General features: G+C 70.9%; 27 protein-coding genes. 21 read left to right on the forward strand and 6 right to left on the reverse strand.

Annotated elements, in window-relative coordinates:
• Positions 1-1,255, reverse strand: a 1,255-nt coding sequence (locus ABD056_RS17810) for an MFS transporter (RefSeq protein ID WP_343868849.1), incomplete at its 3' end; no start/stop codon positions are given.
• Between the two features lie 246 nt (positions 1,256-1,501).
• Between ABD056_RS17810 and ABD056_RS17815 the strand changes: the two genes are divergently transcribed.
• The 7 genes from ABD056_RS17815 (at position 1,502) to ABD056_RS17845 (ending at position 6,174) form a co-directional block, all read left to right on the forward strand.
• Positions 1,502-2,413: a methyltransferase domain-containing protein gene (locus tag ABD056_RS17815; RefSeq protein WP_343868851.1), complete on the forward strand. Its 912-nt coding sequence runs from the start codon at positions 1,502-1,504 to the stop codon at positions 2,411-2,413.
• 9 nt (positions 2,414-2,422) lie between these two features.
• On the forward strand, positions 2,423-3,139 hold the full coding sequence (gene sfsA / locus ABD056_RS17820; RefSeq protein WP_343868853.1) for a DNA/RNA nuclease SfsA: 717 nt from the start codon (positions 2,423-2,425) through the stop codon (positions 3,137-3,139).
• A 48-nt stretch (positions 3,140-3,187) separates the two neighbouring features.
• On the forward strand, positions 3,188-3,997 hold the full coding sequence (map, locus tag ABD056_RS17825; RefSeq protein WP_343868856.1) for a type I methionyl aminopeptidase: 810 nt from the start codon (positions 3,188-3,190) through the stop codon (positions 3,995-3,997).
• Between the two features lie 116 nt (positions 3,998-4,113).
• Entirely contained in the window at positions 4,114-4,344 is a 231-nt protein-coding gene (locus ABD056_RS17830; RefSeq protein WP_343868858.1) for a hypothetical protein, read from the forward strand.
• Positions 4,345-4,355: 11 nt separating this feature from the next.
• Positions 4,356-4,829, forward strand: a complete 474-nt coding sequence (locus tag ABD056_RS17835) for a DUF2335 domain-containing protein (protein WP_343868859.1) — start codon at positions 4,356-4,358, stop codon at positions 4,827-4,829.
• A 53-nt stretch (positions 4,830-4,882) separates the two neighbouring features.
• Positions 4,883-5,602 carry a RadC family protein gene (gene radC / locus ABD056_RS17840; protein WP_343868912.1) on the forward strand — a complete coding sequence of 240 codons (720 nt, stop codon included), beginning with the start codon at positions 4,883-4,885 and terminating at the stop codon, positions 5,600-5,602.
• 113 nt (positions 5,603-5,715) lie between these two features.
• Entirely contained in the window at positions 5,716-6,174 is a 459-nt protein-coding gene (locus ABD056_RS17845; RefSeq protein ID WP_343868861.1) for a MarR family winged helix-turn-helix transcriptional regulator, read from the forward strand.
• A 53-nt stretch (positions 6,175-6,227) separates the two neighbouring features.
• On the opposite strand, the gene ABD056_RS17850 is transcribed toward ABD056_RS17845, so the two are convergent.
• Positions 6,228-6,629 carry a pilus assembly protein N-terminal domain-containing protein gene (locus tag ABD056_RS17850; RefSeq protein WP_343868862.1) on the reverse strand — a complete coding sequence of 134 codons (402 nt, stop codon included), beginning with the start codon at positions 6,627-6,629 and terminating at the stop codon, positions 6,228-6,230.
• 142 nt (positions 6,630-6,771) lie between these two features.
• Between ABD056_RS17850 and purB the strand changes: the two genes are divergently transcribed.
• A complete protein-coding gene (gene purB / locus ABD056_RS17855) occupies positions 6,772-8,073 on the forward strand; it encodes an adenylosuccinate lyase (RefSeq protein ID WP_343868865.1) in 1,302 nt (433 codons plus the stop codon).
• A gap of 81 nt (positions 8,074-8,154) precedes the next feature.
• Here purB and ABD056_RS17860 read toward each other — a convergent pair whose 3' ends face one another.
• On the reverse strand, positions 8,155-8,637 hold the full coding sequence (locus ABD056_RS17860) for a YchJ family protein (RefSeq protein WP_343868867.1): 483 nt from the start codon (positions 8,635-8,637) through the stop codon (positions 8,155-8,157).
• 173 nt (positions 8,638-8,810) lie between these two features.
• Here ABD056_RS17860 and ABD056_RS17865 point away from each other — a divergent pair, with 173 nt between their 5' ends.
• From ABD056_RS17865 to ABD056_RS17890, 6 genes are all read left to right on the forward strand, one after another.
• The gene (locus ABD056_RS17865) at positions 8,811-9,830 is read left to right on the forward strand and encodes a hypothetical protein (RefSeq protein ID WP_343868870.1); all 1,020 of its coding nucleotides are present in this window, start codon (positions 8,811-8,813) and stop codon (positions 9,828-9,830) included.
• Positions 9,823-11,325 (forward strand): oligosaccharide flippase family protein, encoded by a 1,503-nt coding sequence (locus ABD056_RS17870; RefSeq protein WP_343868872.1) that lies wholly within the window; start codon positions 9,823-9,825, stop codon positions 11,323-11,325. Before ABD056_RS17865 ends, ABD056_RS17870 begins: the two co-directional genes overlap by 8 nt.
• Positions 11,322-12,251 carry a glycosyltransferase family 2 protein gene (locus ABD056_RS17875; protein WP_343868873.1) on the forward strand — a complete coding sequence of 310 codons (930 nt, stop codon included), beginning with the start codon at positions 11,322-11,324 and terminating at the stop codon, positions 12,249-12,251. Before ABD056_RS17870 ends, ABD056_RS17875 begins: the two co-directional genes overlap by 4 nt.
• An 88-nt stretch (positions 12,252-12,339) precedes the next feature.
• Positions 12,340-13,104 (forward strand): ATP-binding cassette domain-containing protein, encoded by a 765-nt coding sequence (locus ABD056_RS17880; RefSeq protein ID WP_343868875.1) that lies wholly within the window; start codon positions 12,340-12,342, stop codon positions 13,102-13,104.
• Between the two features lie 21 nt (positions 13,105-13,125).
• Complete coding sequence (locus ABD056_RS17885; protein ID WP_343868877.1) at positions 13,126-13,962, forward strand: ABC transporter substrate-binding protein; 837 nt, start codon at positions 13,126-13,128, stop codon at positions 13,960-13,962.
• 63 nt (positions 13,963-14,025) lie between these two features.
• Positions 14,026-14,793 (forward strand): M48 family metallopeptidase, encoded by a 768-nt coding sequence (locus ABD056_RS17890; RefSeq protein ID WP_343868879.1) that lies wholly within the window; start codon positions 14,026-14,028, stop codon positions 14,791-14,793.
• 215 nt (positions 14,794-15,008) lie between these two features.
• On the opposite strand, the gene ABD056_RS17895 is transcribed toward ABD056_RS17890, so the two are convergent.
• From ABD056_RS17895 to ABD056_RS17905, 3 genes are read right to left on the reverse strand one after another with little or no spacing between them, the layout of a single operon-like run.
• Positions 15,009-15,923, reverse strand: a complete 915-nt coding sequence (locus tag ABD056_RS17895; RefSeq protein ID WP_343868881.1) for a substrate-binding domain-containing protein — start codon at positions 15,921-15,923, stop codon at positions 15,009-15,011.
• A complete protein-coding gene (locus tag ABD056_RS17900; RefSeq protein ID WP_343868882.1) occupies positions 15,920-16,627 on the reverse strand; it encodes an ABC transporter permease in 708 nt (235 codons plus the stop codon). The genes ABD056_RS17895 and ABD056_RS17900 overlap by 4 nt, the downstream gene beginning before the upstream one ends.
• A 4-nt stretch (positions 16,628-16,631) precedes the next feature.
• On the reverse strand, positions 16,632-18,644 hold the full coding sequence (locus tag ABD056_RS17905) for a 4Fe-4S binding protein (RefSeq protein WP_343868884.1): 2,013 nt from the start codon (positions 18,642-18,644) through the stop codon (positions 16,632-16,634).
• Positions 18,645-18,821: 177 nt separating this feature from the next.
• On the opposite strand from ABD056_RS17905, the gene ABD056_RS17910 reads away from it, so the two are divergent.
• The 7 genes from ABD056_RS17910 (at position 18,822) to fdh3B (ending at position 26,083) form a co-directional block, all read left to right on the forward strand.
• Positions 18,822-19,703, forward strand: coding sequence for a formate dehydrogenase accessory sulfurtransferase FdhD (locus tag ABD056_RS17910; RefSeq protein WP_343868886.1), 882 nt, complete (start codon positions 18,822-18,824; stop codon positions 19,701-19,703).
• The gene (gene mobA, locus ABD056_RS17915; RefSeq protein ID WP_343868887.1) at positions 19,696-20,880 is read left to right on the forward strand and encodes a molybdenum cofactor guanylyltransferase MobA; all 1,185 of its coding nucleotides are present in this window, start codon (positions 19,696-19,698) and stop codon (positions 20,878-20,880) included. The genes ABD056_RS17910 and mobA overlap by 8 nt, the downstream gene beginning before the upstream one ends.
• On the forward strand, positions 20,877-21,500 hold the full coding sequence (locus ABD056_RS17920; RefSeq protein ID WP_343868889.1) for a DUF3306 domain-containing protein: 624 nt from the start codon (positions 20,877-20,879) through the stop codon (positions 21,498-21,500). Before mobA ends, ABD056_RS17920 begins: the two co-directional genes overlap by 4 nt.
• Before the next feature lie 125 nt (positions 21,501-21,625).
• Entirely contained in the window at positions 21,626-22,243 is a 618-nt protein-coding gene (locus ABD056_RS17925; protein WP_343868890.1) for a TorD/DmsD family molecular chaperone, read from the forward strand.
• Between the two features lie 102 nt (positions 22,244-22,345).
• The gene (locus ABD056_RS17930) at positions 22,346-22,564 is read left to right on the forward strand and encodes a hypothetical protein (RefSeq protein ID WP_343868891.1); all 219 of its coding nucleotides are present in this window, start codon (positions 22,346-22,348) and stop codon (positions 22,562-22,564) included.
• 27 nt (positions 22,565-22,591) lie between these two features.
• Entirely contained in the window at positions 22,592-25,468 is a 2,877-nt protein-coding gene (locus ABD056_RS17935; RefSeq protein ID WP_343868892.1) for a formate dehydrogenase subunit alpha, read from the forward strand.
• 24 nt (positions 25,469-25,492) lie between these two features.
• A complete protein-coding gene (gene fdh3B / locus ABD056_RS17940) occupies positions 25,493-26,083 on the forward strand; it encodes a formate dehydrogenase FDH3 subunit beta (RefSeq protein ID WP_343868893.1) in 591 nt (196 codons plus the stop codon).
• Positions 26,084-26,115: the final 32 nt, after the last annotated feature.

The following is a 26,115-nucleotide window of genomic DNA, read 5'->3' on the forward strand; positions in this document are numbered from 1 at the left end:
CGCCATTAAGCCACCACGGCCGCGCCGCCGCCTCCGCCGCCGCCACCCGCGCCTCCGCCACCGCCTCGCGGCGGGCATCGCGGGCGCGGTCGAGCACCAGCGAGATCAGCCACAGGGCGAAGCCGGTCAGGGTCAGGCCGACGCCGACCCAGCCGGTGGCGGTCCAGCCCAGGCCGGCGGCGATGGCGAGGCCGCCGAGCCACGGCCCCAGGGCATTGGCGACGTTGAAGGCGCTGTGGTTGAGCGCCGCCGCCAGCATCTGGGCATCGCCGGCCACGTCCATCAGCCGCGTCTGCAGCACGGTGCCGAGGCCGCCGCCGCCGCCGATCAGGAACACGCACAGCGTCACCAGCCAGGGGTCGTGGGCGACCAGCGGGAACAGGGCCAGGGCGGCGGCGCTCCACAGCAGGATGCCGCCGGCGGCGGGCATCTGGGCGCGGTCGGCGGCCCAGGCGCCGAACAGGGTGCCGAGGGTCATGCCGACGCCGAACACCGCCAGCACCAGCGGCACCAGGGCCGGGGCCATGCCGGTGACCTCCATCAGCGTGGTGGCGAGGTAGGTGTAGACGCAGAACATGCCGCCGAAGCCGATGGCGCCGATGCCGAGCGTCAGCCACACCTGACCGCGCGCCAGGGCGCTCAGCTCGCGGCGGGGGTTGGCGCCGGTCTGGCGGCTGCCGCGCGGGGCGAAGGCGATCAGCAGCGCCACCGTCGCCAGCGCCAGCGCCGCCACCAGGGCGAAGCCCCAGCGCCAGCCGAGGCCCTGGCCGATCCAGCTGGCCAGCGGCACGCCGCAGATGGTGGCGACGGTCAGCCCCAGCATCACCCGCGACACCGCCTGCGCCCGCCGCTCCGCCGGCACCAGCGACGCCGCCACCAGCGCCGCGACGCCGAAATAGGCACCGTGCGGCAGGCCGCTGAGGAAGCGGAAGGCCACCATCCAGCCGTAGGAGGGCGCCAGCGCGCTCAGGCCGTTGGCGACGGCGAACACCACCATCAGGCCGATCAGCAGCGTCCGCCGCACCATGCGCGTCGCCAGCACGGCAATCACCGGCGCCCCCACCACCACCCCCAGGGCATAGGCGCTGATGACGTGGCCGGCGGTCGGCTCGTCGATGCCGAGGCCGGCGGAGAAGTAGGGCAGCAGGCTCATGGCGGCGAACTCGGTGGTGCCGATGGCGAAGCCGCCCATGGCCAGCGCCAGCAGCACGAGGCCGGTGCGGCCGGCGGGCCGGGAGGGGGGACCGGAAGACATGAGGGGAAACATCTCCTGCCGGCCGCGACGGGGCCGGGTCTGGCATAAGGCGAGAGGGGCGAAGGATCCTGATGTAACGGACCTGATCGGCGGTTGAAACCGCCCGCCGCGGGCACCTGCCCGGCGGTTTTCGCAAGGCTGCCGCGCCGCCCGCCGCGCCGCCAGGGCCATACCGGGGGCGCGGATGCCGCCGCTGCCGCGCCTGCACCCTTGCCAGCCGGGCCGGGGGATGCCATCTAACGGCCCATGTCCGACCCCATTCGCATCTTCGACCGCGCCACCGTGCGGCGGCATCGTGATCGCGCCGCGCCGCGGCTTGGCGACTACGACTTCCTGTTCCGCGAAACCGCCAGCCGCCTCGCCGACCGGCTGGAGGACGTGGCGCGCGACTTCCCGCTGGTGGCCGACATCGGCTGCCACGGCGGCGAGATGGCCGCCGCCATCCGCGGCCGCCGCGGGGTCGAGACCATCATCCAGACCGACCTGTCGCCGGCCATGGCCCGCTGCGCCGGCGGCCTCTGCGTTGCCGCCGACGAAGAATTCCTGCCGCTGCGCGACGGCTCGCTCGATGCCGTGGTCTCCAACCTGTCGCTGCACTGGGTCAACGACCTGCCGGGCACGCTGGTGCAGATCCGCCGCGCCCTCAAGCCCGACGGCCTGCTGCTGGCCGCCATGCTGGGCGGCGAAACGCTGTACGAGCTGCGCCAGTGCCTCACCCAGGCGGAAGTGGCGGTGGAGGGCGGCCTCAGCCCGCGCGTCAGCCCCTTCACCGACAGCCGCGACCTGGGCGCCCTGCTGCAGCGGGCCGGCTTCGCCCTGCCGGTGGTGGACAGCGACCTCATCACCGTGCGCTATGAAAACCCCATGCGGCTGCTTGATGATCTGCGCGGCATGGGGGAGAGCAACGCGGTGGCCGAACGGCGCAAGGGCTTCACCCGCCGCACCACCCTGCTGACGGCGCTGGAACGCTATGTCGCCGAGTTCCGCGACGCCGACGACGGGCGCCTGCCGGCCACCTTCCATGTGCTCTACATGCACGCCTGGGCGCCGCACGCCAGCCAGCAGAAGCCGCTGCGCCCCGGCAGCGCCGCCAACCGCCTGGCCGATGCGCTGAAGGCGGAGGAATTCAATCTCGACGGCAAGCCGCGGCAGAACTAAGGTCGACCGATGAACTTCAAAACGCCTCTCATTCGCGGCACCCTGGTGAAGCGCTACAAGCGGTTCCTGGCCGATGTGGTGCTGGCCGACGGCACCCTGGTGACCGCCCACACCGCCAACTCCGGCAGCATGATGGGCTGCTGCGAGCCGGGCAGCGAAGTCTGGCTGTCGCCGGCCGACAACCCCGACCGCAAGCTCAAGTGGACGTGGGAACTGGTGCGGGTGGGCGACGGGCTGGTCGGCATCAACACCAGCTGGCCCAACGCCCTGGTCGCCGAGGCCTGCGCTGCCGGGCTCATCCCGGAACTCGCCGGCTACGACACCGTGCGGCGCGAGGTGAAGTACGGCAAGAACAGCCGCATCGACGTGCTGCTGGAAAAGGCCGACGGCAGCCGCTGCTATGTCGAGGTGAAGAACGTCACCCTCGCCCGCGACGGCCACGCCGAATTCCCCGACGCGGTCACCGCCCGCGGCGCCAAGCATCTGGTGGAGATGACCGACATGGTGGCCGAGGGCCATCGCGCCGTCATGGTCTACCTGGTGCAGCGGGAGGACTGCCACGCCTTCCGCGTCGCCGCCGACATCGACCCGGCCTACCGCGACGCCCTGGCGCTCGCCCTGTCCAGGGGGGTGGAGGCGGTGTGCTGGGCCTGCACCCTGACGCCCGAGGGCATCAGCGTCGCGCGGCCGTTGCCGCTGCGGCTGGATACGCCGCTGCCGGCCTGACCCGCCGGACGATCGCCGATTCAAGAAGAAGCAAGACGGATAGACACCATGGAAACCGCTCGCCGCCGCACCGACTCCTTCCTCCAGCACGGGCCGGAGGATTTCGCGGCCATGCGCAAGGCCGGCCGCGTCGCCGCCGAGATGCTGGACTTCATCACCCCCTACGTGAAGCCCGGCGTCACCACCGGCGAACTGGACGACCTGCTGGCGAAGAAGGCCGAGGAATACGGCGTCGTCCACGGCCCCATGGGCTACCGCGGCTTCCCCAGGCACATCTGCACCTCGGTCAACCATGTGGTCTGCCACGGTATTCCGGGCGACAAGAAGCTGATCGACGGCGACATCCTGAACATCGACGTCACCCCCATCGTCGACGGCTGGTACGGCGATTCGAGCCGCACCTACTTCGTCGGCAAGCCGAGCGTGAAGGCCCGCAAGCTGGTGGACGTCACCTATGAATGCCTGATGCGCGGCATCGAGGTGGTGCGCCCCGGCGCTACCCTCGGCGACATCGGCTGGGCGATCCAGAGCCACGCCGAGGGCAACGGCTTTTCCGTCGTCACCGATTTCTGCGGCCACGGCATCGGCCAGACCTTCCACACCCCGCCGAACGTCATGCACTTCGGCCGCAAGGGCGAGGGCGAGGTACTGGTGGAGGGCATGTTCTTCACCATTGAGCCGATGATCAACGCCGGCAAGCCGGCCACCAAGATCCTCTCCGACGGCTGGACGGCGGTGACCCGCGACCGCTCGCTTTCGGCCCAGTTCGAGCATACCATCGGCGTCACGGCCGACGGCTGCGAGATCTTCACCCTCTCCCCCAAGGGCTGGCACTGCCCGCCGTATGAGGGGGCGTGAGGGCCGGTCGCACCTGCGCCGGACTTGCCTCGGCCGTCGTTTCATGGCTTTGATTACGACAGTACAGCGCCGGTCCGGCACGGCCGGACGCTAACGGCAACGAGGGAGCAATCGGCATGTCCACCAACCGGGAAGCTGTCCGCCGCGTCTACCGGCAGGCGTCTTTCGGCCTGTGGTCGGGCATGCTGAGCGGACTGGGCTGCATCGCCGACATCGCCGCCCCGGCGCGCAAGGGCCGCCGCTACCCCCTGTCGCAGCAGGCGGACGACATGCAGCGAATCGGCCGCGACTTCCGCATCGCCCTGGCCGCGGAGGCCGCCGCCGGCGGTCCCCGCCGGGCCGGCTGACCGCCCCGATCATGGTGCAGTCCGACGGCGCGACCGTGCCGCCACCGCCCCCTGAAGAGACGGCCCCGGGAGAGCTTGAACGTCTTCTGCAAGCCCTGCCGCCGGACGAAGCGAGGGAGTTGCGCACGGCGCTGGTGCAGTCCAGTTCCTTCCGCCGTCCGCTCCCTCCCCCTGCCCTCCTTGCCCATTATGAGGACATCCTGCCCGGCGCTGCCGACCGCATCATGACCATGGCCGAGGCCGAACAGGCTCACCGCATCTGGTGGGAGCGCCGGGACATGGCCACCGCCAGCAACACCGCCCTGGGCGGTCTGGTGCTGGGGTTCGTCGCGCTGTTGGCGCTGATCGGCGGCGCCGTTTATTCCATAGCCATCGGCTCGGAAGTGGGCGCCGGACTGTTTCTGGGGGTCGGCGTCATCGGCGTTATCGGGCGCTTCCTGTCTCACCGCTGGAACAACGGCGGCGACGGTCAAGCGCGGTCCTGACGCCGGGCATCGCAGGAGGGGAGATGGCGGAGGACGAGGGGGATCTGTTCGGGATGGCGGAGGATGCCGCCGCGCCGGTCGCGACCAAGGAGCGGCCGGCATCGGCCCATCATGCCGGCCATCGTGACCGCCTGCGGGAACGCTTCCTGCGCGGCGGGACCGATGCCGTGCAGGATTACGAGCTGCTGGAACTGCTGCTGTTCAGCGCCATCCCGCGCCGCGACGTCAAACCCATCGCCAAGGCCCTGCTGAAGCAGTTCGGCTCCGTCGCCGGCGTGGTCACCGCGCGGCCGGAGCAGCTGATGCAGGTGGATGGCATCAAGGAAGCCTCCGCCACCGCCCTGAAGGCGGCCGAGGCGGTGGCGGTGCGCATGTTGCGCGACCAGGTGATGAACCGGCCGGTCATCACCTCGTGGGACGCGCTCATCGACTACTGCACCGCCAGCATGGCCTACCGCGACATCGAGCAGTTCCGCATCCTGTTCCTCGACCGCCGCAACTGCCTGATCGCCGACGAGATCCAGCAGCGCGGCACCGTCGACCACACCCCCGTCTACCCGCGCGAGGTGGTGAAGCGGGCGCTGGAACTGCAGGCGAGCGCCCTCATCATGGTCCACAATCACCCGAGCGGCGACCCCACTCCGTCGGCTGCCGACATCGAGATGACCCGCCGGGTGCGCGATGCGGCGCAGCCGCTGGGGGTGATCCTGCACGACCATGTCATCGTCGGGCGCGGCCGTCACACCTCGATGAAATCGCAGGGCCTGATATGACAAGAGGTGTAACCTGCTATAACATAAGGGTTTGACCGCAAGGCAAGCAGGCTGTATTAGGGCATGGTAACCTTTCGGCCTATGGCTACGCCGAATGGTGGGGGATTCCGTTCATGTACGACGCCTACAACACCATCGTCCAACTGGTCGAGCGCCTGCACCGCCACTTCCTGGACGTGCTGCGCGCCGAGCTGCGCCGCATGGGCGTCAACGACATCAATGCCGTGCAGGCCCTGCTGCTGTCCAACATCGGCGATGACGACGTGGTGATCCGCGATCTGAAGGACCGCGGCTACTATCATGGCTCCAACGTCAGCTACAACATCAAGAAGCTGACCGAGTTCGGCTATATCGAACAGGAACGGGCGGAGCACGACCGCCGCGCCGTGCAGTTGAAACTGACCGACAAGGGCATGAACCTCTGCCTCGCCATCCGCGACATGCAGAAGGGGCTGGCGGAGAACCTGAACACCATCGGCGGCGCCACCCCGGAGGAGATGAAGGACGCCGAGACGGTGCTGCAGAAGCTGGAACGCACCTGGACCGACTTCATCCGCTACGGCGGCCGCTGAGGCGGACGCTCCCGGCGCCCTCTCCGGGCGCCGTTACCACGCCCGCCGGCGCCCTACTCGGGCGCCGTCACCACAATGGTCCTGGCGAACAGTTCGACGTAATTGCTGTCGGCGATGATGAGCTGGGTCTCGCCCGGCTTCTCGGCGAAGATGAACAGCATGTCGGGCGGCTCCACCCCCACCGAGACGATGCCGGGGAAGGTGTCGATGGTGGTGGTGGGCACTTCGCCCAGGCGCACCAGCTGCATTGATCCCACCGTCATTTCCAGCACCGGCAGATCGTCGCCGTCGTCCTCGGCCGCACCGGGTTCCGGGTCGGGGATGGGGACGATGGGGGCGGTGAAGGGATCGGCCCGCTCGGTGGCCGGCGCCGCCGGGCTCGGGGCCTTGTCGGCGGCCATGGCAGCGGCGGCCGACAGCATGAGGGCCGGGAGAAGGATCAGCGCGCGGCGCATGGCTCGGATGCCTCTCTGCAGGACGTGACCCGACGCTACCGCAGCGGCGAAGACGGCGCAAGGCAAGGTCTGGTCGCCGCCCGGCAAATCCCCTATAACGCCGCCAAGCCCGACCCCGTCCACTCACTGCGAGATCCACGCCATGATCCCCCGCTACACGCGCCCGCAGATGGCCGCCATCTGGGAACCCGAGAACAAGTTCCGCATCTGGTTCGAGATCGAGGCGCATGCCTGCGACGCCCAGGCCGAGCTGGGGGTGATTCCGAAGGAAGCCGCCAAGGCGGTGTGGGAGCGCGGCCAGTTCGAGGTCGCCCGCATCGACGCCATCGAGGCCGAGGTCAAGCACGACGTCATCGCCTTCCTGACCAACCTGGCGGAATACGTCGGCGACGAGGCGCGCTTCGTCCACCAGGGCATGACCAGCTCCGACGTGCTCGACACCTGCCTGAACGTGCAGCTGGTGCAGGCCGCCGACATCCTGCTGGCCGACATCGACGCCCTGCTGGCGGCGCTGGAGAAGCGCGCCTTCGAGCACAAGATGACGGTGTGCATGGGCCGCAGCCACGGCATCCACGCCGAGCCGGTCACCATGGGCCTCAAGTTCGCCAGCTTCCACGCCGAGTTCCAGCGCAACCGCGACCGCCTGCTGGCCGCCCGCAAGGAAGTGGCCACCTGCGCCATTTCCGGCGCCGTCGGCACCTTCGCCAACATCGACCCGCATGTGGAAGAGCACGTGGCCGCCAAGATGGGCCTGGAGGTGGAGCCGATTTCCACCCAGGTCATCCCGCGCGACCGCCACGCCATGTATTTCTCGGTGCTGGGCGTCATCGCCAGCTCCATCGAGCGGCTGGCGACGGAAATCCGCCACCTGCAGCGCACCGAAGTGCGCGAGGCGGAGGAATACTTCTCCAAGGGGCAGAAGGGCTCCTCGGCCATGCCGCACAAGCGCAACCCGGTGCTGACCGAGAACCTGACCGGCCTCGCCCGCATGGTGCGCGCCTACGCCCTGCCGGCGATGGAAAACGTCGCCCTGTGGCATGAGCGCGACATCAGCCATTCGTCGGTCGAACGCTACATCGGCCCCGACGCGACGGTGACCCTCGACTTCGCCCTGGCGCGCCTGACCAACGTGGTCGCCAACCTGGTGATCTACCCCGAGAACATCGAGAAGAACCTCAACCAGATGGGCGGCCTGGTGTTCAGCCAGCGCGTGCTGCTGGCCCTCACCCAGCGCGGCGTCAGCCGCGAGGACAGCTATCGCATCGTCCAGCGCAATGCGATGGAGGTGTGGGGCGGCAAGGGCGACCTGCTCTCCAACCTGAAGCAGGACGCCGACGTGACGGCCAAGCTGTCGGATGCGGAGCTGGAGGAGATCTTCGACCTCGGCTACCACACCAAGCACGTCGACACGATCTTCAAGCGCGTGTTCGGCCGCAGCGCATAAGGCCGGCCCAGGAAAAGAAGAACGCCCGGATGATCCGTCATCCGGGCGTTTTCTATTTCCGTCAGGCCGTCGGCCGCGGGATCAGGCGGCGGCGCCGCAGCACTTCTTGTACTTCTTGCCCGAGCCGCAGGGGCACGGATCGTTGCGGCCGACCTTGGCGGCGGTGCGCGGCAGCGAGCCCATGATGCCGTCGACGTACCACCAGCGGCCCTCGCGCTTCACGAACGAGCTGGTCTCGTGGTGGACCTGATCCTTGCCGCCGGTGCGGTAGTGGGCGACGAACTCGACCACGCCGGTATCGTCCTCGGCGCCGCCCTTCTGGGTGTGGCGGATTTCCAGGCCGGTCCACTCGCTGTTCTCGGCCCAGGCGCGGGCGCTGGCCTTTTCGAAGTCGTGGCGGGTTTCCGGCAGCAGCGTCTCTTCCAGATAGTCGATATTGCCGGTGGCGAAGGCCGAATAGCGCGAGCGCATCAGCGCTTCCGGCGTCGGCGCCGGCTGGCCGGCAAGGTAGGGGCCGCAGCAGGCGTCGAACTCGCGACCGGAACGGCAATAACACTCAGCCATCGAACATGTCCCTTCTGAAAACCGAAGGCCCTACATAGCTCACCCGCCCCCGGTCTTTCCAGTGCCCAACGCAGCCGGCCATATCCATCGGACGTGATCCGCCCGATACGTCGCGGCGCCCCCGGCCTTTGCCTATCCTTGGGCCGCCCATCGCCCACAGGGAGAGCGACCGCGTGAGCCCGAGCCCCGACGTCGTCATGGACCGCCGCAGCGTCCCGGCGGTCGCCGCACCCGCCGCCGCAGCCGCAGCCGGCGAGCCGGCGCGCGTCATCCCGGCCCATGCCGACCGCGCCCTGGTGGAGGTGCTGACGCCGCTGCGCGACCGGCCGTTCCTGCTGGTGCAGCCGGGCGGTAACTGGGGCGACTTCCTCATCTACCGCGGCCTGGAGCATCTGGCCGACGTGCTGGGCCTGCGCTGGACCGCCACCACCTTCGAAGACCTGCCGCAGGCGGCCATCACGCCGGACCATGTGGTCTACGTCCACGGCAGCGGCGGGCTCAACCGCTGGTCCAGCCCGCGCGCCATCGACGGCCTGCGGCTGGCGCTGGAAAGCCCGGGCCGCACGGTCATCCAGGGCCCCTGCACGGTGGAGGCCGATGCCGATTTCGCCCGCGACCTCGCCGCCGCCATGGTGCGCGCCGCCGCCGGCAAGGAGTTCCACTTCTTCGCCCGCGAGCACGTCACCCACGACCTGATGGCGCCCGTCACCGCCGGCGCCGCCCTGCACCTCAACGACGACACCGCCTTCTACATGCCCGGATCGGTGCTGCTGCAGCACCGGCCGCGACGCACCACCTACAACCTGCTGGCGCTGCGCCGCGACCCGGAGGCGCCGGACACCCGCCAGGGCACCCTGCGCGGCTGGGTGAGGCTGGACCCCGCATATTTCGGCCGCAGCTTCGGGCATTGGGTGGAGATGCACGCCCGCGCCCGCCGCATCATCACCAACCGCACCCACAGCACCATCGCCGGCTGCATCCTGGGGGCGCCGACCACCATGCTCGGCAACGCCTACCACAAGAACCGCAGCATCTGGGAATACTCGCTGGCCCGCCGTGGCGTCGCCTGGGGCAGCCTGGACGACTATGACCTGCGCCCGCGCGAGGCCTTCCCCGGGGCCACCCGGCTGCAGAAGAGCAGCTGGAAGATGAGCCTGCTGGTGCACTGGCTGCAGGGGGTTCCCGTTGCCTGAGGCCGCCCCCCCGGCGGGGCGCGCCGCCGTCTCGCGCACCGTGGTGCTGCGGGCTTCGGCCTGGGCGCTGGGGTCGCGGTGGATCGTGCGGCTGCTCGGCCTCATCAGCACCATCGTGCTCGCCCGCCTGCTGACGCCGGAGGATTTCGGCCTCGTCAGCATGGCCATGATCATCCTCGCCTTCACCGAGGCGGTGCTGGAATTCGGCGTCCGCACGGTGCTGATCCACCACGACACCCTCACCCGCGACGACTACGACACCGCCTGGACCATGAACCTGATCCAGGCGGTGCTGGCGGCCGCCATCACCTTCGCCCTCGCCTACCCGGCGGCGGTCTATTTCGATGATCCGCGGGTGCCGCCGGTGGTGATGGCCATGGCCGCCGCCATGGTGATCGGCGGCTTCCAGAACGTCGGCATCGTCGATTTCCAGCGCGACCTTTCCATGGGCCGCGACTTCCTGCTGTTCGTGGTGCAGAAGCTGGCGTCGGTGGTGGTGGCGGTGACGCTGGCGGTGCTGCTGCAAAGCTACTGGGCGCTGGTGGCCGGCTATGCCACCGCCCGCGTCGCCTCGGTGGTGATGAGCTACGTGCTGCACCCCTACCGGCCGCGCCTGTCGCTGAAAAGCCTGCGCCGCTTCCTGCGCATGAGCCTGTGGCTGACGGTGCAGAGCGTCGGCCGCTTCGCGCAGTTGCGGCTCGACCGCATCATCGTCGGCGGCGCGGCGGGGCCGGCGGCGCTCGGCTTCTACTCGGTCGCCAGCGATCTCGCCAACATGCTGGTGGGGGAGCTGCTGGCGCCGGTCGGCCGCGCCCTGCTGCCCGCCTTCGCCGCCCTGCAGAACCAGCTTGACCGCCTGCGCGCCGCCGCCGAGCAGGCCATTTCCGGCTCCGCCGCCCTCGCCCTGCCGACCGCCCTCGGTGCTGCCCTCACCGCCCGCGAGTTGATCCATGTGGTGTTCGGCGAGCAATGGGTGCCGTCGGTGCCGGTGTTCCAGGTGGTCTGCCTGACCATGGCGGTCATCGCCCTGCGCCACCCGGTCGGCACCCTGCTGGTGGCGGTCGGGCGCATGGCGCTGTCGGGCTGGGGCACCTGGGCGCAGGCCGGCATCTTCGCCGGCGCCTGGTGGCTGTGGTTCCGCGACGACGGGCTGGCCGGGGTGGCCACCGCGACGCTGATCGGTGCCGCCGCCTTCACCCTCGTCTCCTACGCCCGCGTGCTGCAGGTCGGGCTGATCACGCCGCTGCAGTTGCTGCGCGCCGTTTCCCGCCCGCTGCTCGCCACCGCCGGCATGGCCGTCGTGCTGCTGTCGCTGCCGCCGGCGGCGGTGCCGACGGTGCTCGACTTCGTGCTGCGGGTGGCGGTGGGCGGCGTCACCTACACCGTGCTGCTGCTGGCCGCCTGGGCGGTGCTGGGCCGTCCGGCCGGGCTGGAGCGCATCGCCCTCGACATGCTGCTGAGCGGCCTGCGCCGCCGGAGGAGCCGCGCCGCATGACCACCGCAACCACCACCGCCGGCACCACCGCCGCCATCGTCGACGTCATCATCCCCACCACCTGCGATGCCGCCCGCGCCCAGAGCCTGCTGCGGGCCGTCGACAGCCTCCTCGACCAGCGCGGGGCGGTGGCGCGGCCGGTGATCGTCGCCAACGGCCCGCGGGTGGAGCCGCGCCTGATGGAACGCCTCGCCACCCTGCCGCGGGTGCGGGTGCTGCGGCAGGAGGAAGGCAGCCTGCCCCGCGCCATCCACACCGGACGGGTGGCGGTGCGGGCGCCGTTCTTCGCCTTCCTGGACGACGACGACGCCTACATGCCCGACGCCCTGGCCCAGCGCCTGGAGCGGCTGCAGGCGGCCGACCAGCCCGACGCCGTCGCCAGCAACGGCTACAGCGTCCGCCCCGACGGCGGCCGGCGGCTGCTGTTCGCCGCCATGGCGCCCTTCGCCGCCGATCCGCTGGCGACCCTGGCCGACACCAACTGGCTGTCCTCCTGCGGCGGCCTCTACCGCACCGCCGCCGTGACGGTGGAGCCCTTCGCGGCGGTGCCCAAGTTCTTCGAGTGGACAACCGTCGCCTTCCGCCTCGCCCAGCGCGGCCACTCCATCGGCTTCGTCGAGGAACCGACCTTCATCATCACCGAGACGCCGGGGTCGCTGTCGCGCAGCCTGGCCTACGACGCGGCGGCGCCAGACTTCGTGCGCGGCCTGCTCGGCCATTCGCTGCCGCCGCATGTGCGCGAGGCCTTCCGCCGCAAGTTGGTGCGGCTGGAGCATCACGCCGCCGAACGCCACCTCGGCCACGGCAACCGGCTGGCGGCGCTGGTGCATCACCTGCGCAGCCTCGCCACCCCCTACGGCCTGCGGCGCAACGCCAGCTTCACCCTGCGCCTGCTGACCGGCCTGCCGCCCGGCGCCACTGCATAAGGCTGTACAGGGCTGCACCCTTTCCAGTGATCGATGGAACACGGGAGACGGCGCTTCCCGCTGCCGCGCCGGCCTGCTTCAGTGGGGCATGGCCCCGTTCGATACCCCCTCCCCCGCTGCCGCCCTGCGGCCTGCCGATCCGCTGCTGCCGCTGCGGGTCGACGGCCTGTGCTTCGCCAGTGCCGGCGGCGCGCCGCTGCTCAGCGACCTGCGGTTCGACCTTACCGATGCCGGCGCCACCGTCCTGCTCGGCCACAACGGCGCCGGCAAGAGCCTGCTGCTGCGCCTGCTGCACGGGCTGCTCACCCCCACCGCCGGCAGCATCCGCTGGCACGGCCTGTCGCCAGCGGAGGCGCGGCCGCGTCAGGCCATGGTGTTCCAGCGGCCGGTGATGCTGCGCCGGTCGGTGCGCGCCAACGTCGAGTACGCCCTCGCCCTGCAGGGCCACGGTCGCCGCGCCCGCCGCGAGCGCGCCATGGCCGCCCTGGCCGGCGCCGGGCTCGACCATCTGGCGGAGCGGCCGGCGCGGGTGCTGTCGGGCGGCGAGCAGCAGCTGGTGGCGCTCGCCCGCGCCCGCGCCGTGCAGCCGGCGGTGCTGCTGCTGGACGAGCCGACGGCGAGCCTCGATCCGGTGCATTCGCTGGCGGTGGAGCGGCTGGTGGCGGCCATCGCCGCCGACGGCATCAAGATCATCATGGCCACCCACGACCTCGGACAGGCCCGCCGGCTGGCCACCGATGTGCTGTTCCTGGCCGCCGGCCGGCTGGTCGAGCACGCGCCGGCCGCCGCCTTCTTCACCTGCCCCGCCAGTGCCGCCGCCTCCGCCTTCCTGCGCGGCGAACTGGCGGCCTGATCCCACGCCGGAGACCACCCCATGGCGTTCCTGTCCCGCCTCGGCGCCTGCGCCTGCGCCGTCGCCGCCGCCCTGCTCCTGGCCGCCCCGCCGGCGCAGGCGGCCGACCGCTTCATCATCGTCGCCTCCACCACCTCCACCCAGGCCTCCGGGCTGTTCGAGCACCTGCTGCCGGTGTTCGAGCAGAAGACCGGCATCGACGTGCGGGTGGTGGCGGTGGGCACCGGCAAGGCCGTCCAGATGGCGCGGGCCGGCGACGCCGACGTGCTGTTCGTCCACCACAAGCCGTCGGAGGACGCCTTCGTCGCCGAGGGCTACGGCCTCCCCCGCCGCGACGTGATGTACAACGACTTCATCCTGGTCGGGCCGGCGGCCGATCCGGCCGGCATCCGCGGCGGCCGCGACGCGGCGGCGGCCATGGCCAAGGTGGCGGCGGCCGGCGCCCCCTTCGCCTCGCGCGGCGACGACAGCGGCACCCATAAGGCGGAACTGACCCTGTGGCAGACCGCCGGCGTCGACGTCGCCGCCGCCAGCGGCGGCTGGTACCGGTCCACCGGCTCCGGCATGGGCGAGACGCTCAACACCGCCGCCGCCATGGGCGCCTATGCCCTCGCCGACCGCGGCACCTGGCTCAGCTTCCGCAACCGTGGCCCGCTGGAGCTGCTGGTGGAGGGCGACACGCGGCTGTTCAACCAGTACGGCGTCATCGTGGTGAACCCGGACCGGCACCCGCACGTGAAGCTGGCCGAGGCGCAGGCCTTCGCCGACTGGCTGGTGTCGCCCGAAGGCCAGCAGGCCATCGCCGGCTTCACCATCAATGGCGAGCCGCTGTTCTTCCCCAACGCCACGGGAGGCTGAGCTTGCACGTTGGCCACCGGCGGCCACCTTGATGGCCGAGCGCAACCACCTGCGGATGCCCCCATGGCCTGTTCCTGCCCCACCCACCTGTCCCGGCGGCGCTTCGTCTTTCTGACGGGCGCCGTCGCGCTGTCCCTGCCGCTTACCGCCTGCGACGACAGCGGCGACTGGCCCGTCGACCTGGTCAGCGACGAGCAGGTGCGCGCGATGGGCCTCGCCAGCTGGAAACAGATGCGGCAGGAAATCCCCCTGTCGCAGAACGCCGCCTTCAACAGCGCCTTGCAGGACATCGGCGGGCGGCTGCTGCGGGCGCTCGGCTCCGATCCGGTGCAGTGGGAAATGCGGGTCTTCCAGGGCGGACAGATCAACGCCTTCGCCCTGCCCGGCAACAAGATCGGCGTGTTCGAAGGCATGATGCGCTTCGCCGACAGCGAGGCGCAGCTGGCGGCGGTGATCGGCCACGAGATCGGCCACCACCTGGCCGACCACGCTCAGGAACGCCTGAACGCCCAGGTGCTGAAGGATTTCGGCCTCAACGCGCTGGAGGTCGCCCTCAACCTCGGCGACATCCAGTACGCCCGCGAGATCGCCGCCGTGCTGGGCCTGGGGGTGGAGGTGGGGCTGCAACTGCCCTACTCCCGCGACCACGAACTGGAGGCCGACCGGCTGGGGCTCGACCTCATGCGCCGCGCCGACTACGACCCGCACGCCGCCGTCGCCCTGTGGCGGCGCATGGAAAGCCAGGGCGGCCAGGGCTTCGCCTTCCTGTCCACCCACCCGGCCCCCGGAGACCGGGCGGAGAAACTGGAACGCCTGATCCGGGAGGTTTGATTTAGGGTTGCCCTCAGGCGCCGGGCGCGGCCTGCGGCCGCTTGGCTTTCGCGGCAGGAGCCGCGCGGCGCGGTCGCGCCGGCCAGCGTGCGGCGGCGCACGCTGGTTGATACGTTGCCCTCAATCGCCGGGCGCGGCCTGCGGCCGCTTGGCTCTCGCGGCATAAGCCGCGCGGCGCAGTCGCGCCGGCCAGCGTGCGGCGGCGCACGCTGGGGTCACGCCCCGTTGCTGCGCACCGCGCCGAGGTCGGTCAGGTCGTAGCCGCCGAACAGCCGCGCCCGTTCGGCAAAGGCGGCGGTGCGGGTGAAGTGCAGCAGCGCCTGCAGCGGCGGCTCGAACACTGCCCGGCGGTCGAGCACCAGGTCGAAGTCCTCCCACGCCAGCGGCACGAAGGTCAGGCCGAAGCGGTTGGCCGCCGCCCGCACCGCGAAGCCTGCCGTGGCGCGGCGTTCCAGGATGGCGGCGGCGACGTCTGTCTCGCTCACCGCCGCGGCCTCGGCCGGGCGCAGGGCCTGGGGGTCGAGCCCGTCGCGCCGCAGCAGCGCCCGCACCAGCAGATGGGCGCCGGTGCCGGGCGGGCGGTCGGCGAAGGTCACCTCCGGCCGCAGCAGGTCGGCGAGGCCGCGGATGCCCTGCGGGTTGCCCTGCGGCAGCACCAGCCCGGTCTCCCGCCGCGCCCAGTGCAGCAGCACATAGGGCACCCCGGCCAGCGAACGTTCCACCAGCGGCGTGTTGAACCGGCCGCTGGCCTCGTCCAGCAGGTGCAGGCCGCAGGCGACCGCACCGCCCTCGGCGAAGCGGCGCAGGCCGACGCCGCTGCCGTCCAGCAGCAGGGCGAGCTTGCAGCCGCTCTGCCGCACCGCCCATTCCAGCAGCAGGTCGTCGCTGCCCGAAATCACCGGCGGGCGCGGCTGCGGCAGCACAACATCCTCCGGCTGTTGCAGGTGGGCGGTCAGCCACAGGTCGATGTGGGCGCGCGGAAACAGCAGCTTGCCGGTGACCTTGACCACCGGGATGGACCGCCGCGCCACCAGGTCGTAAATCTTGCGCTCGCCCAGCCGCAGGTAATCCGCCACCTCCTTCACCGTCATCAGGTCGGGCATCGGGTCGGGCGGGCGGCGGGCGCTCATGCGTTCTGGCTCCGCGCCGCGCGCTCCTGCGCCAGGAAGGCGGCGGCATTGACCGCCAGCGCCATCAGCAGCAGCACGATGCCGAGCGCCAGCGCCAGCGGCAGGTCGCCGCGGGCGGTTTCGAGCGCGATGGTGGTGGTCATGACGCGGGTGACATGGTCGATGTTGCCGCCGACGATCATCACCGCCCCCACCTCGGCGCTGGCGCGGCCGAAGCCGGCCAGCAGGGCGGTGAACAGCGCCACCCGGCCGTCCCACAGCAGGGTCGGCACCGCCCGCAGCGGCGTCGCCCCCAGGGAATGCAGCTGCTCGCGGTACTCGCCCCACAGGTCGTGCACGGTCTGGCGGGTCAGGGCGGCGATGATGGGCATGACCAGCACCGCCTGGGCGATGATCATGGCCGTCGGCGTGAACAGCAGCCCGAACACGCCGAACGGCCCGCTGCGCGACAGCAGCAGGTAGAGCACCAGCCCCGCCACCACCGGCGGCAGGCCCATGAGGGCGTTGACCGTCACCAGCAGCGCCCGCCGGCCGGGGAAGCGAGCCAGCGCCAGCACCGCCCCCAGCGGCAGGCCGAACACCGCCGCCAGCGCCACCGCCGTCAGGCTGACGTAGAGCGAGCGGCCGACGATCTCCACCAGCGCCGGATCGAGGCTCAGCAGAAGGTCAAGGGCCCGCAGCCCGGCGGCGGCCAGGTCGTCCATGGCGTCAGGGTTTCCTCGCCTGCTCCTCGCGCTCGCGCAGATAGTCGTCGGTGGTGCGCGGGCGCGGCGGCGGCGGCGCCAGGGCCGAGCCTTCGGATGCCTTCACCTGCTCGATCACCCGGCAGTCGGCGCACATCTGCAGCAGGCGCAGGCGCTCCGGGCTGCCGAACATGCTGTGGCCCGACAGCTGGGCGACGATGCGGTCGATGGCCGACTTGGTGCCGAACTCCTTGCCGCAGCAGACGCAGGCGAAGGGTTCCTCCTCCTTCACCACCCGGCGCTGGGTGCCGGTGGCGAAGTTGATGCGCGGCTGCAGGGTGATGACCTTCTCCGGGCAGGTGGCGGCGCACAGGCCGCACTGCACGCAGGCGCTTTCCAGGAAGGTGAGCTGCGGCCGCTCCGGGTTGTCGCCGAGCGCCGCCACCGGGCAGGCGCCGACGCACGACAGGCAGAGGGTGCAGCCGTCGACGTCCACCTGCAGGGTGCCGAACGGCGCTCCGGCCGGCAGCGGCAGCTCGTCCACCGGTGCCGGCGCGCAGGCGTGCAGGTGATCCAGGGCGACGGCGAAGATCTCCCGCCGCTCGCCCAGCGCCATGTAGCCGGCATGGCGGGCGCCGGCCGTCACCGGTCGCCGCAGGTGGTCGGCGAAGGCGTCGGGGTCGGTCACCCAGGCCAGCTCCACCCGTCCGGCGCCGTAGCCGAGCCCCTCCATCACCCGCCCGGCGAGGTCGAGGCCGGCGTCCAGGTGGTCGAGGGTGCCGCGCATCTCCGGCGTCGCCAGCAACACCACCCGCGCCGCCCCCATGGCCAGCGCGGTCAGCAGCAGGTCGAGGCCGACGGCGCCCACCTCGTTCACTGCGAAGGGCAGCACATGGGCCGGCAGGCCGCGGCCATGGCGGGCGAGCAGCGCGATGGCCTCGTCGCCGCGGCGGTCGTGGACCAGCAGCACCGGCGTGGTGCCGCCCGCCGCCTCGTAGGTGCCGAGCAGCACGCGCAGACGTTCCAGCAGGTCGCGGGCCTGCGGCACCTGATACTTGATGGCGCCGGTGGGGCAGACGCTGTTGCAGGCGCCGTGGCCGCCGCAGGCCAGGGCATCCACCGCCACATGGTCGCCGGCGGGCGTCAGGGCGCCGGTCGGGCAGGCATCCAGGCAGCGGGTGCAGCCGGTGATGGTGGAGCGGGAATGGGCGCAGAGGTCGGTGTCGACGACGATGTAGCGCGGCTTCTCGAACTCGCCCACCAGGTCGGCGACCTCGAACACCGCCTTCTGCACCGCCACCGGATCGCCGGCATCGACGCGCACATAGCCGTCGCGCGGCGGGCGGCCGGGGAACAGCGGCGCAGCGGACGACAGGTCGAGGATGACGTCGGCCTCGAAGGTGACGCTGTCCTTGCGGGTGGCCGGCTCCAGCCGGTCGCGCGACGACGGCCGCGGCGCCAGCACGTCGGCGAAGCGGAGGGAGAAGGCGCCGACGTGGCCGCTCGCCCCGGCCGGGCGGCCGACGAACAGCGCCATGTCGGCCACCGGCGCCGGGGTGACGTCGCCGAAGCCTTCCAGCACACAGGTCACCGCCATGCGCCCGGCCAGCTGGCGGGCGGCGGCGAAGGCCACCTCCGGCCGGCCGAACACCAGCACCCGGCCATCGGACCGCACCGGCAGGGCGGCGGTGGGCTTGGGCTCCACCGTCGCCTCGGCCAGCAGCGCGGCCATCTTGGGCGCGGCGGAGCGGCCCTCGTCGGACCAGCCGGCGCGCTCGCGGATGTTGGTGAAGCCGAGGGTGGCGCGGCCCTGCTGCGCCTCCGCCGCCTCGGCGAACAGCGGCGCTTCCTGAGTGCAGGCGACGATCAGCCGGCCGGGCTCGGCCGCCGCGGCGGTGAAGCGGGCGATCTCGTCCCGGCAGAGCATGGTGCAGGCCGTCACCGCGGCATCGTCCAGCGCCCGCGACAGGCGCCCGGCGTCCAGCGGCATGGTGTTCTCGCACGAGCACACCAGGAAACGGGTATCGGTTTTTGGCATCAGGGAGCGCTTTCCTGCCCGGTTTTTGCGTTGTCTGTGTCTGCGTCGGAACGTCGGGGGCCGGTGGGACCGCTGCAACCGCCCTTGCCCCCATCCGCCGAGTCGCGCGATGATCGGGCGGGCCGGCGGCGGTGCCGCAATGACCAGCCCAATATCTAAGCACGAGGCCAAGGTTCGATGGAAGATTCAGAATTCCTGGTTCGGCCGGACCCGGATGACGAAGGGCTTTTCCGCCTCGTCGACGGGGTCGACCAGGACGGCAACCGCATAGAGGCCCCGATCATCAACGAACGGCCCCTTACGCTGTATTTGAACGATCGGCGCATCGTGACCGCGGTTACAATCGGAGATCATCCCGAGTACCTTGCCGTCGGCTATCTGATGAACCAGGCCATGCTGCGGCCCGAGGATACCATCCTGGCGGTGGAGCACGACCCCGAGGCCCGCGCCGTGCGCGTGCGCATCGACGCCGACCGCGACCTCGACGCCATGATGAGCAAGCGCACCCACACCTCGGGCTGCGCCCTCGGCACCGTCTACGGCGACATCCTGGAACGCTTCGCCGAGGTGCCGCTCGACCCCGCGGCGCGCTTCCATACCGCCTGGCTCTACGCCCTGTCGAGGAAGATCAACACCGCGCCCAGCCTCTACCTCAAGACCGGCGCCATCCACGGCTGCGTGCTGTGCGAGGAAGACCGGCCGCTGGTGTTCATGGAAGATGTGGGCCGTCACAATGCCGTCGACAAGATCGCCGGCTACATGCGCCTTAACGGCATCGACGCCCGCGGCAAGAGCTTCTATACCACCGGCCGCCTGACCAGCGAGATGGTGATGAAGTGCGTGCAGATGGAAATTCCGGTGCTGGTGTCGCGCTCCGGCTTCACCGCCTGGGGGGTGGAACTGGCGCGCGAGGCCGGGCTCACCCTCATCGGCCGGGCCAAGGGCAAGCGGTTCCTGGTGCTGGCCGGGGCGGACCGGCTGGTGTGGGATGCCGACCCCGCCGCCATGGCCGAGGAACCGCGCCACGCCCGCCGCAAGGGAGCCCACGCCGATGACTGACACCCCGCCGCCCGCCATCCCTCAGCCGCGCGCCCGCATTGCCGGGGTGATCCTGGCCGGCGGCCTGTCGCGCCGCATGGGCGGCGGCGACAAGACGCTGCTCGACCTCGACGGCCGCCCCATGCTGGCCCACGTCATCGACCGCATCGCGCCGCAGGTGGGGGCCATGGCGCTCAATGCCAATGGCGACACCGCCCGCTTCGCTCCCTTCGGCCTGCCGGTGCTGACCGACGTGGTGGAGGGCTTCGCCGGGCCGCTGGCGGGGGTGCTGACGGCGCTGGAATGGGCCGCCGCCGATCACCCCGACGTCACCCATGTGCTCACCACCGCCGCCGATGCGCCCTTCGTGCCGCTCGACCTGGCGGCGCGACTGTGGCAGGCGGTGGAGGCGGGGGCGGACATCGCCTGCGCCGCTTCCGGCGGCTGGACCCATCCGGTGGTCGCCCTGTGGCCGGTGCGGCTGGCCGCCGACCTGCGGCGGGCCCTGGTGGGGGAGGACATGCGCAAGATCGACGCCTGGACCGCCCGCTACCGCACCACGGCGGTGGAATGGCCGGCGGCGCCGCTCGACCCCTTCTACAACGTCAACCGGCCGGAAGACCTCGACGCCGCCCGCCGGATGCTGGCCGAGGCCGAGGACCGCGCCGCCGCCCCCGACGTCCCCTCCCACCGCACCCTGGCGGTGGTGATCGAGCGGCGGTCGAGCAGCCACCCCTGGGGCAGTGACCGCTTCGTGCCGGTGGCGGTGGTGCCCGCCGATGCCGGCGAGGCGCCCGGCATCCGCCCGGCCGAGACCGACCGCTGGGTGTGCGGGCCGCAGACGCTGGACCTGTTCCGCCGCGAGACCGAAGGCTACCGCCGCAACCTGTCGACGCCGGAGCCGCGGCTCTACGTCATCCTGCGGCCGGCGGCGGGGGCGGCGATCCCGCTGGCGCCGTTCCTGGTCACCGCCTGCCCCTACGAGGCGGAAGCCTACATGCAGGGCGACGACACGGTGGTCGAAACCCTGCCGATGACCGAGGAAATGGCCTACTGGATCGGCGCCTTCTGCGCCCGTCACCACGTCGACACCCCCTTCATCAAGCGCAAGCAGAAGGCCAAGAGCAGCCGCGAGGACGACAGCTTCCGCCGCCTGCCGCCGGTGGACCGGGCCCGCCGGCCGGGGGACGAGCGATGAGCCGCCGCCCCGATGCGCCGCCCGACACCGAAGCCGGCGGCTTCCTCGCCCGCTGGTCGCGGCTGAAGCAGGACGCGCGGAGCCAGGAGCGCGAGCCGGCGCCGGAGCCTGAGCCGCCACCCGAGGCGGACGCGGAGCCCGCACCGGAGACCGGGGCCGGGACGGAAGCGGAAACGCCCGCCGAGCCGCCGGCCCCCGACCTGCCGCCGGTGGACAGCCTGACCCGCGACAGCGATTTCACCCCCTTCCTGCGCAAGGAAGTGCCGGCGGAGCTGCGGCGGCAGGCGCTGCGGCGGCTGTGGCGGTCCGACCCGCTGCTCGCAAACCTTGACGGCCTGAACGATTACGAGGAGAACTACGCCGCCCCCAGCCGGGTGGGGGCGGCGGTCCGCACCGCCTATGACGCCCTCAAGGGCTATGCCGCCCGCGACGAGCAGGAACCGGCAGCCGCCGCCGAAGTTGCGGCGCAGCACGATCCTGCGGCATCGCAACATAAGACTTCAGAGATAGAACAACCGCCAGGAGAATCTCCGGCGGCGGCCAATACTGCTGCAACAGAGCCTGAAGATAAAAAGGACGAAATCGGTCCGCATTCGCCGGATACCCGACCCTCCGACTGAGTTGTCGCCTACCTCGGTCGCTCGTTTGACTGGACTTCCGTTGGGGAAACCCGGTATTCTCGGCCTTTCCAGGATTTTGGCAGCCCGTCCCGGCGGCTGCCCGAGCGAAAGGGGAGGATGCGGCAATGTCCGCAGTGGAAGGCGTGTCGACTGTCGGCGAAGAGGACGCCCTGCGCGCCCACTTCTACGCCCTGCTGTCGCGCCTCACCCTGGCGCCGCCCTCGGCCGGGAACCTGCGCGACCTCTCCGCCCTCGCCGGTGACGACACCGACATGGGGCAGGCGCTCGCCGCCCTCGGCCGGGCCGCCGCCGCCACTTCCGCCGCCGAGGCGGAGGACGAGCATACCGCCCTGTTCATCGGCATCAGCCGCGGCGAGGTGGTTCCCTTCGCCTCCTACTACCTCACCGGCTTCCTGAACGAAAAGCCGCTGGCCGAGGTGCGCCAGACGCTCGCCGAGCTTGGGGTGGAGCGCAGCGCCGACCGGCCGGAGCCCGAGGATCACGTCGGCATCCTGTTCGAAGTGATGTACGGCATCGTCCTCGGCCGCCTTGCCGACGGCCGGCTGGAGGCCCAGAAGGCCTTCTTCGACAAGCACATCGAGCCGTGGGCCGAGGCCCTGTTCCGCGACATCGAGCAGGCGCCGTCGGCCCGGTTCTACCGGCCGCTCGGCACCATCGGCCGGCTGTTCGTCGGCATCGAGCGCGACAGCCTCGCCATGCTGGGGGAGAAGGGCGAGGGCTGATCCGCCCGCCGCCCGCTCCACCCGCCGCCACTGCCGCCCCCGATCATCATCCGCACCGCCTTAAACCGCCGCCGCCCGCGCCGCCGCCGAAAGGACAGAGACATGAGCGACACCAAGGCCCCGCCGCAAACCGTCGACCGCCGCGCCTTCCTGCGCAGTGCCGTGCTGGGGGCCGGTGCCGCCGGCGCCGCTGCCGCCGTCGCGGCCGGCAGCGCCTCGGCGGAAGCGGTGACCGCCACCACCGACCCCACCGGCAAGACCGACGCCGGCTATCGCAAGACCGACCACGTGCGCCGCTACTACGATCTGGCGCGCTTCTGAGCGGCATCCGAGGGAGGAACAGGTACCATGCTGATCAAGAAGCGCCCCGGCGCCCCCGCCGCCCAGCACATGCTGTCGACCCTGGCGACCGCCGTCGGCGGCACCATCGACCGCCGCACCTTCCTGCGCCGCTCCGGCCTTGCCGCCGGCGGTGCCGCCCTGGCCGCCGTGCTGCCGGCCGGCGCCGTGCGCCCGGCCCAGGCCGCCTCCACGGCCCTGGCGACCGGCACGGTGGAGCGCAAGCGCACCATCTGCACCCACTGCTCGGTCGGCTGCACGGTGGAGGCGGAAGTCTCCAACGGCGTCTGGATCGGCCAGGAGCCGGGCAACGACAGCCCCTTCAACCTGGGCGCCCATTGCGCCAAGGGCGCGGCGGTGCGGGAACATGCCCACGGCGAGCGCCGCCTCAAGCACCCGATGAAGCTGGAAGGCGGCAAGTGGAAGAAGATCACCTGGGACCAGGCGATCACCGAAGTGGGCGACCGCCTGCTGAAGATCCGCGAGACCAGCGGCCCGGATTCCGTCTACTGGCTCGGCTCGGCCAAGTTCTCCAACGAACAGGCCTATCTGTTCCGCAAGTTCGCGGCCCTGTGGGGCACCAACAACGTCGACCATCAGGCGCGCATCTGTCACTCCACCACGGTCGCGGGCGTCGCGAACGTGTGGGGCTACGGCGCCATGACCAACTCCTACAACGACATCCACAATTCCAAGCTGATGTTCCTCATCGGCGGCAATCCGGCCGAGGCGCATCCGGTGGCCATGCAGCACATGCTGCGGGCGAAGGAAAAGAACAACGCCAAGTTCATCGTCTGTGACCCGCGCTTCACCCGCACGGCGGCGCGCGCCGATGAATACGTCCGCTTCCGCCCTGGCACCGACGTCGCCATGGTGTGGGGCATCCTCTGGCACATCCTGGAGAACGGCTGGGAGGACAAGGACTACCTGCGCCGCCGCGTCTACGGCTTCGACGAGATCCGCGCCGAAGTCGCCAAGTGGACGCCGGAAGAGGTGGAGCGCGTCACCGGCGTGCCCGGCGCCCAGCTGCGCCGCGTCGCCCAGATGATGGCGTCGCACAAGCCCGGCACCCTGATCTGGTGCATGGGCGGCACCCAGCATTCCAACGGCAACAACAACACCCGCGCCTACTGCATCCTGCAGCTGGCGCTCGGCAACATCGGCGTTGCCGGCGGCGGCACCAACATCTTCCGCGGCCACGACAACGTGCAGGGCGCCACCGACTTCGGCGTCGTCGCCGACTCCCTGCCCGGCTACTACGGCCTTGCCGAAGGCGCATGGAAGCACTGGGCCCGCGTCTGGGGCGTCGACTACGAGTGGCTGAAGGGCCGCTTCGCCGACCAGAAGATGATGGAAGCCACCGGCATCCCCGTCTCCCGCTGGATCGACGGCGTGCTGGAGGACAAGGAGAACCTGGAACAGCCCGACACGGTGAAGGGCATGGTGTTCTGGGGCCACGCGCCCAACAGCCAGACCCGCCTGCCGGAAATGAAGAAGGCGATGGCGAAGCTCGACACCCTGGTGGTGGTCGACCCCTTCCCCACCGTCACCGCCGTGCTGCACGACCGCACCGACGGCGTCTACCTGCTGCCGGCCTCCACCCAGTTCGAGACCTACGGCTCGGCCACCGCGTCCAACCGCTCCGTCCAGTGGCGCGAGCAGGTGATGGCGCCGATGTTCGAAAGCCTGCCCGACCACATCATCATGTACAAGTTCGCCAGGAAGTTCGGCTTCGCGGACGAGATGGTGGTCAACGTCAAGGTCAACGGCGAGGAGCCGCTGATCGAGGACATCACCCGCGAGTTCAACAAGGGCATGTGGGCCTGCGGCTACACCGGCCAGTCGCCGGAACGCCTGAAGGACCACATGAAGTACCAGCACACCTTCGACAAGACCACGCTGCGCGCCGTCGGCGGGCCGCTGGACGGCGAGTTCTACGGCCTGCCGTGGCCGTGCTGGGGCACGCCGGAAATGCGCCACCCGGGCACCGCCAACCTCTATGACCCGTCGCTGCCGGTGGCGCAGGGCGGATCAGGCTTCCGCGCCCGCTTCGGTGTCGAGCTGAACGGCATGAACATCCTGGCCGAGGACAGCTGGCCGGTGGGGTCCGAGATCGAGGACGGCTACCCCGAAGTCAGCATGGCGATGCTGAAGAAGCTGGGCTGGGACGCCGACCTGACGGCCGAGGAACGGGCGGTCATCGACGAGCTGGGCGGCGATGCCGTCAACTGGAAGACCGACCTGTCGGGCGGCATCCAGCGCGTGGCGGTGCTGCACGGCTGCGCCCCGCACGGCAACGCCAAGGCCCGCTGCGTGGTGCCGAACTTCCCCGACCCGGTGCCGCTGCACCGCGAGCCGCTCTATACCCCGCGCCGCGATCTGGTGGCCGATTACCCGACCTACCAGGACAAGACCTTCTGGCGCGTGCCGACCATGTACGAGTCGATCCAGAAGAACGACTTCTCCAAGGACTTCCCGCTGGTGCTGACCTCCGGCCGTCTGGTCGAGTACGAGGGCGGCGGCGAGGAAACCCGCTCCAACCCCTGGCTGGCCGAGCTGCAGCAGGACATGTTCGCCGAAATCAACCCGTTCGACGCCAACAATGCCGGCGTGCGCAACGGCGGCAAGGTGTGGGTCCACGGCCCGGCCGGCGGCAAGGTGCTGGTGAAGGCGCTGGTGACGGAGCGCGTCGGCCGCGGCGTGGTGTTCATGCCGTTCCACTTCGGCGGCGTGTACCAGGGCGAGTCCCTGCGCGGCAAGTACCCGGAAGGCGCCGATCCCTACGTGCTCGGCGAGTCCTGCAACACGGCCCAGACCTACGGCTATGACTCGGTCACCCAGATGCAGGAGACCAAGGCCACCCTGTGTCGGATCGAAGCGGCGTAACGCCCGAACAAGGAGACCCAAGTCATGGGCAAGATGGTATTCCTGTGCGACGGCGACCGCTGCATCGAGTGCAACGCCTGCGTCACCGCCTGCAAGAACGAGAACGAGGTGCCGTGGGGCATCAACCGCCGCCGCGTCGTCACCCTGAACGACGGCCAGCCGGGCGAGAAGTCGCTGTCGGTGGCCTGCATGCACTGTTCCGACGCGCCCTGCGTCAACGTCTGCCCCACCAACGTCATCTACCACACCGATGACGGCGTCGTGCTGCACAACAAGGACGGCTGCATCGGCTGCGGCTACTGCTTCTATGCCTGCCCGTTCGGCGCGCCGCAGTACCCGCAGTCGGGCAACTTCGGCTCGCGCGGCAAGATGGACAAGTGCACCTTCTGCAACGGCGGCCCGGAAGAGACCTTCTCGGCGGCGGAAGTGCAGAAGTACGGCCGCAACCGCCTGGCCGAAGGCAAGCTGCCGCTGTGCGCCGAGATGTGCTCCACCAAGGCGCTGCTGGCCGGCGACGCCGACGAGGTTTCGGCCATCTACCGCCAGCGCGTGGTCGAGCGCGGCTTCGACAGCGGTGCCTACGGCCTCAGCCAGGGCCTCGGCCGCAAGGCCTGACGTATCGCGTTCCAGTACGCCCCGGCCCCGCC

The sequence above is a fragment of the Caenispirillum bisanense genome, assembly GCF_039523075.1.
GTDB classification, from domain to species: Bacteria; Pseudomonadota; Alphaproteobacteria; order Rhodospirillales; family Rhodospirillaceae; genus Caenispirillum; species Caenispirillum bisanense.